This is a genomic window from Bradyrhizobium sp. CAR08, assembly GCF_052871955.1.
On sequence record NZ_JBIXJX010000001.1, the window covers coordinates 320,984 to 333,723 of the forward strand.

At 63.2% G+C, this 12,740-nt stretch carries 11 protein-coding genes; 8 read left to right on the forward strand and 3 right to left on the reverse strand.

Annotated features, from left to right (window positions below; translation table 11 throughout):
• Positions 1-52 precede the first annotated feature (52 nt).
• Together ACIPUD_RS01485 and ACIPUD_RS01490 are read left to right on the forward strand one after the other, a co-directional pair.
• A complete protein-coding gene (locus tag ACIPUD_RS01485) occupies positions 53-1,345 on the forward strand; it encodes an MFS transporter (RefSeq protein WP_377830523.1) in 1,293 nt (430 codons plus the stop codon).
• A gap of 151 nt (positions 1,346-1,496) precedes the next feature.
• Positions 1,497-4,082 carry an EAL domain-containing protein gene (locus tag ACIPUD_RS01490; RefSeq protein WP_446480014.1) on the forward strand — a complete coding sequence of 862 codons (2,586 nt, stop codon included), beginning with the start codon at positions 1,497-1,499 and terminating at the stop codon, positions 4,080-4,082.
• A gap of 65 nt (positions 4,083-4,147) precedes the next feature.
• Here the strand turns inward: ACIPUD_RS01490 and ACIPUD_RS01495 are convergent, their stop codons facing one another.
• Entirely contained in the window at positions 4,148-4,432 is a 285-nt protein-coding gene (locus ACIPUD_RS01495) for a hypothetical protein (protein ID WP_377829544.1), read from the reverse strand.
• Positions 4,433-4,848: 416 nt separating this feature from the next.
• Between ACIPUD_RS01495 and ACIPUD_RS01500 the strand changes: the two genes are divergently transcribed.
• Genes ACIPUD_RS01500 through ACIPUD_RS01515 form a run of 4 tightly spaced genes read left to right on the forward strand, consistent with a single transcriptional unit; the run spans position 4,849 to position 9,643 of the window.
• A complete protein-coding gene (locus tag ACIPUD_RS01500) occupies positions 4,849-5,040 on the forward strand; it encodes a hypothetical protein (protein WP_018454304.1) in 192 nt (63 codons plus the stop codon).
• Positions 5,041-5,064: 24 nt separating this feature from the next.
• Positions 5,065-6,030 (forward strand): class I mannose-6-phosphate isomerase, encoded by a 966-nt coding sequence (locus ACIPUD_RS01505; protein WP_377829545.1) that lies wholly within the window; start codon positions 5,065-5,067, stop codon positions 6,028-6,030.
• Complete coding sequence (locus ACIPUD_RS01510; RefSeq protein WP_446480135.1) at positions 6,018-8,294, forward strand: glycosyltransferase family 4 protein; 2,277 nt, start codon at positions 6,018-6,020, stop codon at positions 8,292-8,294. Before ACIPUD_RS01505 ends, ACIPUD_RS01510 begins: the two co-directional genes overlap by 13 nt.
• 44 nt (positions 8,295-8,338) lie before the next feature.
• Positions 8,339-9,643: a glycoside hydrolase family 130 protein gene (locus tag ACIPUD_RS01515; protein ID WP_446480015.1), complete on the forward strand. Its 1,305-nt coding sequence runs from the start codon at positions 8,339-8,341 to the stop codon at positions 9,641-9,643.
• Between the two features lie 95 nt (positions 9,644-9,738).
• Here the strand turns inward: ACIPUD_RS01515 and ACIPUD_RS01520 are convergent, their stop codons facing one another.
• Together ACIPUD_RS01520 and ACIPUD_RS01525 are read right to left on the reverse strand one after the other, a co-directional pair.
• A complete protein-coding gene (locus tag ACIPUD_RS01520) occupies positions 9,739-10,542 on the reverse strand; it encodes an isocitrate lyase/PEP mutase family protein (protein WP_446480016.1) in 804 nt (267 codons plus the stop codon).
• A 56-nt stretch (positions 10,543-10,598) separates the two neighbouring features.
• Positions 10,599-11,507, reverse strand: a complete 909-nt coding sequence (locus ACIPUD_RS01525) for an alpha/beta fold hydrolase (protein ID WP_085350310.1) — start codon at positions 11,505-11,507, stop codon at positions 10,599-10,601.
• A 147-nt stretch (positions 11,508-11,654) separates the two neighbouring features.
• On the opposite strand from ACIPUD_RS01525, the gene ACIPUD_RS01530 reads away from it, so the two are divergent.
• Both ACIPUD_RS01530 and ACIPUD_RS01535 read left to right on the forward strand, forming a co-directional pair.
• Positions 11,655-12,116 (forward strand): MarR family winged helix-turn-helix transcriptional regulator, encoded by a 462-nt coding sequence (locus ACIPUD_RS01530; protein ID WP_247371899.1) that lies wholly within the window; start codon positions 11,655-11,657, stop codon positions 12,114-12,116.
• Between the two features lie 114 nt (positions 12,117-12,230).
• Positions 12,231-12,686, forward strand: a complete 456-nt coding sequence (locus ACIPUD_RS01535) for a hypothetical protein (protein ID WP_026232713.1) — start codon at positions 12,231-12,233, stop codon at positions 12,684-12,686.
• The last annotated feature ends 54 nt before the right edge of the window (positions 12,687-12,740 follow it).

Genomic DNA, 12,740 nt, shown 5'->3' on the forward strand with positions numbered 1-12,740 from the left:
GACCCGGGCGGTCCCGGATGGTCGGAAGGACCGTCCAGGGATGAAACACACAATGCGGCTTCCGTTCTTCTACGGCTGGGTCGTGGTCGCGGTGACCTTCGTCACCATGGCCATCGGCGTCAACGCGCGCACCGCCTTCTCGCTGTTCTTTCCTCCCATCATCTCCGAATTCGGCTGGGAGCGCGGCGTCACCGCGGGCGCCTTCTCCTTCGGCTTCGTCGTTTCGGGCATGGTCAGCCCGCTGATCGGCCGGCTGATGGACCGCGCCGGCCCGCGCGCGGTGATGGAGCTCGGCGTGGTTCTGATGGGCGGCGGATTGCTGCTCGCGCCGCTCACGAGCCAGCCCTGGCATCTCTACGTCACCATCGGCGTCATGGTCGGTGCCGGCTCGGTGTGTCTCGGCTATTCCGGACAGTCGTTGTTCCTGCCGAACTGGTTTATCCGCACGCGCGGCCTCGCCATCGGCATCGCCTTCGCCGGGGTCGGCATCGGCTCGGTCACGCTGCTGCCATGGGTGCAACACATGATCGAAGGGACCGGCTGGCGCACCGCCTGCACGGCGATGGGCCTGATGATCCTGATCGTGCTGGCGCCGATCAATCTGTTCCTGCATCGACGTCCCGAGGATATCGGCCTTCGGCCTGACGGCGATGCGGCCCCGGCCGCAGGCGCCGCAAAACCCGCCTCCAACGTCGTCGATCCCGTCTGGGCCGGGACCGAATGGACACTCCGGAAAGCGGTCGCCACGACACGGTTCTGGTGGATCGCGCTCGGCTATTTCTGCGGCCTCTACATCTGGTACGCGGTGCAGGTGCACCAGACCAAATTCCTGCTCGACATCGGCTTCAGCCCGGGTGTCGCGGTGTGGGCACTCGGCATCGTCAGCCTGCTCGGCATTCCCGGCCAGATCCTGCTCGGCCATGTCTCCGACCGGATCGGGCGGGAATGGGTGTGGGCGATCAGCTGCGCGGGTTTTGCGATCTCTTTCGCGGCGCTGATGGCCCTGAAATTCCAGCCGTCATTGTGGCTGGTCTACCTCATGGTGTTCACGCAAGGCGCGCTCGGTTACGGCCTGACCTCGATCATGGGCGCAGTGGTGTTCGAGATTTTTCAGGGCAAGCACCAGGGCAGCATTTTCGGCACGATCATGCTGGCGGCATTGGCCGGCGGCGCTGCCGGTCCCTGGGTCACCGGCTTGCTTTTCGATCGGGTCGGCGACTACACGCTGGCCTTTGGCGTCGCCATCATCGTGAGCGGATTGTCGGCGCTCTCGATCTGGCAAGCTGCGCCCCGCAAGGTGCGCGCCGTTGCCGGCAAGCTTCAGGTGGAAACCGGCGCCGAATAGGTTCCGTGCGCGCCCAATTACCTTCGTTTCTTTCGCGGAATGTTAATCATGTCGCGTCTTGGCGCGGTGCGAGGGGACTGCAAAAACGACTTGGACACCATGGTGGCGCTAGCGTCGGTTGCATATTTTCCCGATGCCTCCGGGTCTAGCGATGTCCGCCTCCAATTGTGCCATGACAGAAACTCCGGAAGTGCTGTTGGCCGCGCTCGAACGCGCCGACGAGGGCATCGTCATCGTCGACAGCGCGCATCGCATCACGCATTTCAATGCCGGTGCGGAGCGGATCTGGAAACTCGCACGCGCTGATGTGCTCGGTCACGACGCCGAAATTCTCACCCTCAAATGCCTTCAGGCCGATCCGGTTGCAGAATTCCGTGACGAGATCAGCCTCGTGCGAAACGACGGCAGCCGCATCCGGGCGGCCATCTCGCTTTCATCCATTGCAAGTGAAGGCATCACCTATCGCATCGTGTTCGCGCGCGACGTCACCGCGAATGCCGAACGCCGCGCCAGGATCGGGCTTCTCCACGCCGTCTCCGACCAGACCAACCGCGCGGTGCTCATCACCGACACCGACCAGAGCATCGTCTACGTCAATGCCGCCTTCACGACGCTGTTCGGCTACACCAGCGAGGAAGCCGAGGGCCGCCGTGCCAGGGGCCTGCTCGCCGGCCGCCACACCGATCGCAAGGCCGTTGCGAAGCTCGTCAAGCGCCTGATGGAGGGTGGCCACCGCGGCGAGGTCGAGATGCTCGCCTATGACAAGGACGGCGAGGAGATCTGGGTCTGCGCCCGCATCGATGCCTTCCGCGACAGGAAGGGCCAGGTCAAGCACATCTTCGCGCTGCTCGAGGATATCACCGAGACCAAGCAGCTGCGCTCGCTGCAGCAGCTCATCATGGGCGCGCTCGCCGACGAGGTTCCGATCGGCGAGATTGCCGACCGGCTGTGCCGCCGTGTCGAGCAGATCGCGCCCGACGTCGTCTGTTCGCTGCTTCATATCGATGCCGCGGGCCTGATCCATCCGCTCGGCGGCCCAAGTCTGCCCGAGGACTATTCCCGCGCACTGGACGGCGTTGCCATCGGCCCCAATGTCGGCTCGTGCGGAACCGCGGCCTTCTACGGCGAGCCGGTGCTGGCGACGGATCTGGAGACCGATCCGCGCTGGCGGCCGTACAAGGCGATGCCGCTCGCGATTGGCCTGCGCGCATGCTGGTCGACGCCGGTCAAGGCCAAGGACGGACGGGTCATCGCCACGTTCGCCTTCTACTACCGGGAGCCGCGCGCGCCGAGCAATTGGCATCGGCGCATCGTCGAGGCCTGCGTCAATCTCGGCGCTTTCGCGATCGAGCGCAAGGAAGCGCGCGCCGAGATCGCGCGGCTCGCCTATCACGATATCCTCACGGGCCTGCCGAACCGCGCGCAATTGCGGCGCCTGATCACCACCGCCATCGATGCCTGCCCGACCGGCAGCCACGTCGCGCTGGCCTTCCTCGACGTCGATCATTTCAAGGACGTCAACGACACACTCGGTCATGCCGCCGGCGACGAGCTCCTGATCCAGCTCGCGCAGCGCCTGCGCGAGCAGATCGGGCCCGAGGACATGCTGGGGCGACTCGGCGGCGACGAGTTCGTGATCCTGCTGCCGCAGCGCAACGCCGAGGGTGCCGAGCGCGTCGCGGCCGGAATCACCGAAGCGCTGGCCGCGCCGCTGCGGCTCGGCTCCAGGCAACTGCAGATGTCGGCGAGCATCGGCGTCAGCCTCTATCCCGATCACGCCACCGACATCGACACCCTGATGCAGCAGGCGGACGCGGCCATGTACATGGCCAAGCAGGCCGGCCGCTCGACCCATCGCCTGTTCAGCGCCGAGATGAACGGGCTCACCGAGCAGCGGCTGGCCTTGATTGCGGCGCTGCGCCGCGCCATCGCCGAGGGCACGCTGACCCTCCGCTATCAGCCGCAGATCCGCAGCTGCGACGGCGCGATCCATGGCGTCGAGGCGCTGGCGCGCTGGCACGATGCCGAGCTTGGCGACGTCTCGCCGGCAAAATTCATCCCACTCGCCGAAGAGTGCGGCCTGATCGAGCAGATCGGCCTGTGGTCCGTGCGCGAGGCCTGCCGGCAGATGGCGAGCTGGCGCCGCGCCGGGCTGAACATTCCATCTGTGTCGGTGAATCTGTCGCCGATCAATTTCCGCAACGTCACGCTGGCCGCGCGGCTCAAGGACATCCTCGCCGAATACGATCTGGCGGCGGATGCGCTGATGCTCGAGATCACCGAGGGCGCGTTCATGCAGGACAGCGTCGCCGCGCTCGAGACGATGAACGCGATCCGGGAGCTCGGCGTCGGGCTTTCCGTGGACGATTTCGGCACCGGCTATTCCAGCCTCAGCCGGCTCGCCCATCTGCCGATCCGCGAGCTCAAGATCGACCGCAGCTTCATGCGCGACATCGAGCGTGACGCTGGCGCGCTCGCGATCGCCACCGCCGTGGTGCGCGTCGGGCAGGGCCTCGGCATAACCGTCGTCGGCGAAGGGGTTGAGACCGAGGCGCAGCGCAAGGTGCTGGCCGAGCTCGGCTGCGACGTCGTGCAAGGCTTCCTCTACGCGCCCGCGCTCGCGCCCCTAGCGTTTGAGCGCTGGCTGATCGAGCACTGCGCCGAGCAGGCGCGGGCGATGCTCGCTCGTCTCGACATTGCACCGGCCGGCGCGACCGCGGTGAAGCGGTCGGCGTAGGGCGTCTACTCTCGGAGCCGCCACGGCAGCAACGACCGGCTAGTCATCGAAATCAACGAAACGCGTTACTTCGATCGTGTCTGGTTTGATTTTGCTCGGCATTGACGCGGCAATGCATAGTGAACGGTCAGCAGGCTTTCGTTCCTGTCATCGAAAATCAAGTGATCGGTCAAGGCCATTTCCGCGCGCATCGCGTTGCAGCAGAAGATCATCCATCGATTGAACGTGGGCAACTGGCTCATGGAGCGGTAAAGCTCGCCACACTCGATGGTCAGGTTCGGCCGGCCTTGCGCGTTCGCCAATTCGAGCCGGGATCGAATCTCTTGCCGGAAACCATCCGTTGAAACCATGCGACTCCGATAGCCGAAAACCCTTCTGAGAGGGGGATCAGCCGGCCAGTATTGAAATCGAGCGATGAGCCCCGTCAACTCAGACGTCAGGCCGTGTGACCATAGAGCAATGCCAACACAAAGATACAGCTAATAAAGCCGATCGGATCGATGCGCTCGTCTCGCTATTGGGTGACGGCGTTCCTATATGCTCGAGATCACCGCCCGCCCTTGGCAGTTATCGGTGACTGAGAGCATTGCGCTCCCGCCTCAACCACGCAGGCGGTCGGATGTCCGATATCCCAAAATACAAATCTCCTGGACTGATTGGTATCTCGGGTGCCGGTGCGGGTCGCTTCGTCGGCCTGCATGCGGCGGAATCCATTTTCAATTGATCTGCGGCAGCGATCTCGCACGCAGATCGTCAGGAGGTTTACGTGGCAAACACAGCAACGATCCGAAATTCGAACGGACTTCCGGCCACATTCACGGGATCGAAGACCGGGCAGGACGACGCTCCGTTTGTCTTCGTCAAGGTCGGCGATGAAGAGCGCCGCATGCGAAGGGCCGAATGGGATGCGCTTCCGCCCTGGACCGGTCCGCGCCCGGCACGAACAGCCAACGACTGATCGCACAGCCTTGGGGAGGCCCGCTTGACGGTCGAACATGCCATCGTGCGAACCAAGCCGAAGCCCTGGGGCAGTCTCGATCTGCGGCCCTGGAGTGAGACGTCGACGAGCGACGGGCCGATCGGGGAATTGTGGTTCGAGCGCCCGGGTCTTGCTGCGCCCAAGACGACGTTGCTGCTCAAAATGCTCTTCACCACCGAGCCGCTGTCGATTCAAGTTCATCCGGATGATGCGTTCGCGCGCTCGATCGGGCTTGCCAATGGCAAGACCGAAGCCTGGTATATCGTCTCCGCGATCCCCGGCGCCCGGGTCGCGGTGGGATTGAACCATTTGCGCTCCGCCGCGGAGTTGCGAACCGCGATCACTGATGGCTCGATCGCCGATATCGTGGATTGGCAGCCGGTTCATCCAGGCGACGTCATTCTCATTCCTGCTGGAACGATCCACGCGATCGGCGCCGGCATCGTGCTCGTGGAAATCCAGCAGCACAGCGACGCCACGTTCCGGCTGTTCGACTATGGACGAGCGCGCGAACTGCACATCGACCATGCCGTCGCGGTGGCGACGGCAGGCCCACGCCAGATTCAATCGCCGTCCGAACGCCTGAGCGGCGCGCGAACGGTCCTCACGGTCAATTCCTATTTTGCGCTGGAGCAGACGGACCTTGCTCCTGGCTCCGTTTGGATGCTCGACGCACCGAAAGAGACCTGGCTGCTGGCGATCGAAGGCCACGCCCAACTCGGCTCGACGAGGCTGGCGCCGGGGGAGGCGTTCTTCCTAGAAGCCGACCACGCGGAAATCGAGGTCGGTGCGAGCGGCTTGAAAGCGCTGCTGGCCTATCCCGGCCCGAAGATAAACCCTGCTGCGCTAACAGAGCGCAGCGCCGCGAGCGCCAGTCGCGCACCGCACGCCTTTCCCGGCACCCTGGTCCCGTCTCCCGTCGAGACCGCCACGCTCAAACAATCGGAGACGCCAAATTGGCTGCCGTAAATCGTATTGCATTCATCGGCAATTCGCTTCCCCGCCGCTGCGGCATCGCGACCTTCACCACCGACTTGCAGAGCGCCGTTGCGGCGTCCCGGAGTGATCTGGAGACGGTCATCGTCGCGATGACCGATCACGGCCAGGTCTACGATTATCCTGCCACCGTGGGCCTGGAGATCAACGACGACAGGCAAGATGATTATGTCCGTGCGGCTGCCTATCTGAATAGCGGCGGCTTCGAGGCCGTTTCGCTGCAACACGAATTCGGCATTTTCGGCGGCGAAGCCGGATGCCAGATCATGGCGCTTCTGTCGCGCCTGACCATACCGATCGTGACAACCCTGCATACGGTCTTGTCCGAGCCGACCGAGGCTCAGCGCGACGTCATCACGCGCATCGTCGAGTGCTCGTCCAAGATCGTCGTGATGGCTGAAAAAGGCCGGGAGTTGTTGCGCTCCGTCTATCACGTGGCTGACGAGAAGATCGAGATCATCCCGCACGGCATCCCGGAATTTGCGTTCGTCGAACCCGACGCGGCCAAGGCTGCGCTCGGATTCAGCAACAAGTCGGTCATCCTGACCTTCGGATTGCTGTCGCCGAACAAGGGCATCGAAGTCATGATCGATGCGATGCCTTCCATTCTGAAGACCCGACCCGACGCCGTTTACGTCGTCCTCGGTGCGACGCATCCCAACCTCGTGCGCGATCGTGGCGAAGCCTATCGTGAGTCCCTGATCGCGCACGCGCGCCAGGCTGGCGTCGAGGATCACGTCGTGTTCCTCGATCAGTTCGTCGACAAGAAGACGCTGCTCGATTTCATCTCGATGTCCGACGTCTACGTGACGCCGTACCTCAGTGAGGCCCAGATGACCTCGGGCACGCTGGCCTATAGTTTCGGCCTCGGTAAGGCCGTGGTGTCCACCCCGTATTGGCATGCCCGTGAACTATTGGCCGATGGCCGCGGTATCCTGGTTCCGTTTGGCGATGCGGCAGCGCTTGGCGTCGAAATCGCCAAGTTGCTCACCAACGACGTGCTTCGGCAGGCGATGCGCAAGCGCGCCTATTCGAGCAGCCGCGCGATGACATGGGAAAGAACCGCCGAGCGCTATATGTCGGTCTTCGAGAACGCCGGCCGCCGGCATCGGCTCAAGACCATCGCGCGTATGGATACTGGCACGCTGCTGCGCGACAGCCGCGCCCCGCCGGAAATGCAGCTCGGCCATTTCCTGTCGATGTGCGACGACACGGGACTGTTTCAGCATGCCGTTCATAGCGTGCCGGATCGTGCCCACGGCTATTGCGTCGACGACAACGCCCGGGCGCTGCTCGTGGCCTGTGCGCTCAACAATCCGGGTGAAGAGCGGCTGCCGGAAGCGCTGACGGCGCGATTTGCCGCTTTCGTCCAGCACGCCTGGAATCCGGATACACGACGATTTCGCAATTTCATGGGCTTCAACCGCTGCTGGTTGGAGGACAAGGGGTCGGAGGACAGTCACGGACGTACGCTCTGGGCCTTGGGCGTGTGCGCGTTGACCGACGCCAGTTCGTCGCGGCGCTCATGGGCCGCGGCCTTGTTTTCCGAAGCAATGGTGACAGTGGAAGATTTTCGTTCGCCCCGTGCGTGGGCGTTCGTATTGCTGGGCCTCGATGCTTACTGCTCGGCTGTCCCGGGCGATGTCCAGGCGACCCGCCTGCGTGCCGTGCTTGCCGATCGGTTGATCTTGATCTTCGACACCGTGGCAACCGGCGATTGGGTCTGGTTCGAGGACGGGTTGGCCTATGATAACGCGCGCTTGCCCCAGGCGCTGATCATAACCGGTCTTGCCAGCAAGACATCGCGCTATGTCAATATCGGGCTGGAGTCGTTGCGCTGGCTTGTGAAGCGGCAAACCTCAGCGAAAGGCCAATTCCGCCCGATCGGCACGGCGGGGTTTGGCGATCGACGCCAGCCGTCGCAAGCCTTCGACCAGCAGCCGCTGGAGGCCGCGGCGACCATCGCGGCATGCCTCGCCGCGTGGCGGGCCGATCACGATGTCGAATGGAAAGCCGAAGCCGCGCGGGTCTTCGCGTGGTTTCTGGGCAGCAACGACCTGTCGGCCTCGCTGGTCGATCTGGAGACCGGAAGCTGCCGGGATGGCCTGCATCCCGATCGTCCCAATGAGAACCGGGGAGGGGAATCCGCGGTGTCCTATTTGCTTGGGCTTTCCGAGATTCGGCAAATTGCCCGCCTGAGCGAAAGCCGGGCCAAGCCTGCTCCTCTCGTCGCTTGACGGAGCAGGATTACGATTTCCTCCTTCAACCCATCGAGGCCGTCTTGTCGCAATCTCCCTTCCTCAAACGTCAAGCCCTTCAGCTGCGGCCTGATCCGACCCGTGTCATCGTTCGGCCTTTCAAGCCGGCAACAGAGCCGCGCGACCTCAATCCGACGGACAAGACCCGCGCCAACCATATCGTCGAACGGGTCCTCGCGCTCGATGCCGAGACGGCTGACCGGCAATTGGCCGACGTTCTGGAGAATTTCCTCGGCCGTCACCGCAACCTGTTGCAGATATTCGAGACACGCGCCGCGGAAATGGAAGAGGCGCTGGCCGACCATGCTGTATTCACGCAGGTGCAGCGCCAACTCGCGGGCGCCTATTTTCTCAACGAATATTCGTTCGAGGCCTCGGCATTGTTCAATCCGAGTATCGTGCCGCATCCCGATCAATCCGGAACGCCGGAAGGCAGCCTTCGCTTCATCCTGAGTCTTCGTGCCGTCGGCGAGGGTCACGTGTCGTCCCTGACATTTCGCTCGGGGCTTATTGCGGCAGACGGGACCGTGACCATCGACCCGACCGCGCGCCTTGCATCCAGCCCCGATCTCGTCAGGCTGACATCGGGCGCTGGCGGCGACGAGATTGATGTTACATTCGCGGCCGGCCAGGATCTGAGCGAGCGGGTGATTTTCCCGGTCACCGAAGCGCAGTCGAACGGGATCGAGGACGCCCGCTTTGTGCATTTCAGCAACGCCGGCGAGACGATCTACTACGCGACCTACACCGCCTATAGCGGACGGGCAATCCGGTCGGAGCTGATCGAGACGTCCGACTTTGTATCGTTCCGGCTATCGACCCTGAAGGGCAGTGCCGCGCGCAACAAGGGCATGGCGTTATTCCCGCGCAAGATCGGGGGCAGATATGCAATGATCGCGCGCCAGGATAACGAGAACCTCTATCTGATCTTTTCCGACGATCTCCAGACGTGGGATGGCGGCCAGCCGATTCTGAAGCCGCGATACCCCTGGGAATTCGTGCAGATCGGCAATTGCGGATCACCCATCGAGCTCGACGTCGGGTGGCTGCTGCTGACGCACGGCGTCGGACCTTTGCGAAAATATTCGATCGGGGCCGCGCTGCTGGACAAGAACGACCCTTCGAAGGTGCTCGGCCGCCTGCGCGAGCCACTATTGCGCCCGGACCCTTCCGAACGCGAAGGATATGTTCCAAACGTCGTCTACACTTGCGGCGCGATGCGCCACCACGACAAGATCATCTTCCCCTACGCGGTCTCCGACAGCTACTGCAATGTCGCGACAATCGAGATCGGATCCTTGATCGCGGCCATGGACAGGAGCGCATAGGAACTGCGCTGACCGTTCTCGACATCCATCCGGTGGATTGGAAAAGCGTGAAGCGGTCGGCGCAGAACACTGCGTCGAGCTGGTGATATCCGGGCTCAGGCATCCGGTTGCAGGAACGTGCCGAACTGCTTGGTCGCGGCGACCGCGGCCGCGGCCTGTCCGATCATCCGCATCGCGGCCATCATCGGCCACGGCCCGAGGCTGACCCGCCGAACGCCGACGCGAGCCAGATCCGGAAGTGCGGGAACGCCTTGTGTCACCATGATGTTGACCGGCAGAGGCGTGAGCTGAACCAACTTTTCAATGAGAGCGAGATCGGTGAGGCCGGGGACGAAAATTCCGTCGGCGCCGGCCTCGGCATAGACCTTCGCCCGCCTTGCCGCTTCGTTCATGCACTCGTCCGGCGATCCGAATTTCAGCAGGAACGGATCTGTTCTCGCATTGATGAACAGCTGAACTCCAAGATCTTTCGCGGCGTCGCGCACGGCCTTGATCTTGGCGGCATGGAGTTCGGGATTGACCAGTTGCCGCTTTCCCCCCGATAGCCCGTCCTCGATATTGATGCCGACGGCGCCGGCTTTCAAAATCTCGGTCGCCGATCTGGCGGCGGCCTCCGGGGTGTCGCCATATCCTGCCTCCAGATCGATTGAGACTGGAACTGACACGGCCGCAGTCATCCGCGATACGAGGCCGGTCACCATGTCGAACGGGACATTTTCTCCGTCGGCGTATCCAAGTGCGGAGGCGACCGCGCCGCTGCTGGTCGCGATGGCCGGAGCGGTCTTCGCGATGGCTTTGGCGGTGGCGGCGTCCCAGGCGTTGAACAGGACGAGCGGATCGCCCTTCCTGTGAAGGGCATGAAAGGTCTCGGCATATTGATGTTGTGTCTTGGCGTCCATTGCGCGCACTCCAGATTAGAAAATCGAAGGATGTTGTGGGCCACCGCCCTCTGCGTTCAGTCAGGCGCGTGCGTCTTGAACCAGTCCATGATCAGGCCGGTGACTTCTTCCTCACGCTCGAGGTGCGGGAAGTGCCCGACATCGGGCAGGACAATCCGCTTGTGCGGCCCCTTGAACAGCGGCTCCTCCTTGACCGAGTACCTCGCTGTCGGATCGTTGCTGCCATAGATCGTCAGCGTCGGCGTGTGCATGTCATTGATCGGCAGCCGGCCCGTGAGCCCCGCATCGGTCAGGCCTCCGTAATATTTCAGCGCCGCGGCCATCGTGCCGGGCGAGCTGAGTGTCTCCTTGATCGAACGGATGTGCTCGGCATTGTTGAATGTCGGTGACCACAGCTTCCAGAGATAGTCGACAAAGGGGAGGCCCTCGGTATTGACCGCGGATTCGGCGCCGGGCAGCTGGAAAAAATAGACGTGGAAGACGGCTCGAACGAGCTCCGGATCCCGTCTGATGCTCGAAATTGTAATCGGGTGCGCGGTGTTCATGACCACGGCGGCCTTGATTGCCGATGGCGCCGTGGCCAGCGCCTGAAAGGTCGAGGTGCCGCCCCAATCCATGCCGACGACGCGTGCCTGTCCGTCGTCGCTCAGCGCCGCGATGAGGGCTTCGAGATCCTTGCCCAGTACGATCGGATCGAAAATGCCGTCCGCCGGAATCTCGGTCGGCGCATAGCCACGCAGGAACGGCGCGACGGCACGATACCCGGCATCCGCGAAGACCTGCAGCTGCTTTCGATACGACCAGGCATTGTCGGGAAAGCCGTGCAGGAACATGACCAGGGGGCCATCGCCCTGTTCGAGATAGGCGAAGCGCACGCCGTTGGCCTGCACGTATTTCAAGGCGGGTTCGGTGCCCCTGGTATCCGCTTGGGCATTCGCTTGTCGTGCCGCGCTCCGAGTATTCATCGTCATTCTCCATGTGATCGAGCCCCGCGATCCAAATTATGTGCGGAGCGCACATATCGTCAAGTTGTTTTTTGTGCGCTCCGCACATATTGTCGGTGTATGGAAATTGGAATCGCAAATTTGCTGGGGGCGCTTTCGCTCGCCGTCATGGATCGGATCGAGCAGGGCGCGCGCGAGGTCATCGGCCGCGGTGGCGAGACCCCTGCGGCACTGGTCGTCATCGGCTATGGCCAGGGCATGACCAACGACAAGCTGCGGCGGATCCTTGGCCTGTCGCATTCAGGAACGGTCCGGCTGGTGGACCGTCTGGTGTCGGATCGGCTGGTCGAACGTCGGCCCGGACAGGACGGCCGCGAGGTTGCCTTGCACCTGACGGCGAAGGGCGCCGCAACCCGCAACGATTTGATGACTTCGCGGATTTCGGCCGTCGCGTCGCTTCTGGATGTACTGTCGCCGGCTGAAACGAAGCGCCTTGAAACGCTGCTCCATGAGTTGTTGGCTCGGCAGGATACCTCCGAGATGGATCGCTTCACGATCTGCCGCATGTGCGACGACAGCGCTTGTACGAATTGCCCCTTGCCCACGGACAAGGGCAAACGCGCTCGCTAGCGGGCGCGCTCGAGACTATCATCCGGCTTGGGCGCAACGCGCGTTCACATCGCGGAAAGGAACGTCCGGCGTTTCCCCACGTTGTCGGCCCACCAGCACAAGCCGGTCCTTACGATGAAGAAGATCGCCACCATCCTTGTCATGCTCTGTGCCTTTCCGGCGGCCGCCCGCGCGGACAGCTGGAGTGGCTATCGCATTCCCGAGACCGGGACCAGCGTCGATATCCCTTCGTCCATCTTCACCGAGCAAGCCGGCCGGCCCGACGGCTATGGCATGCAGTACCGGACCAGCGACGGCCGTGCGGATTTGACGGTGCAGGCCGTTCCCAATGACGGCAGCTCACCGGCCGCTTTCCTGGCGCGGAAGAATCCGCCGCCCGGCATCACCTACAAGCGCATCACGCCGCGCTTCTTCGTGGTCTCCAGCACCCGGGGCGGCAAGATCTGGTACGACCGCTGCAACTTTGGCCGCCGCTACGTGCATTGCGTGCTGATCAACTATCCGGCCGCCGAGAAGCGGCAGTGGGATGCACTCGTGACCCGCGTCAGCCGCACGCTGAGCGGCGGTTGATCCGTTCACCAACGAAAAACCTGCTCACAAAGAAAAACTGCCCGCAGGTTGCGG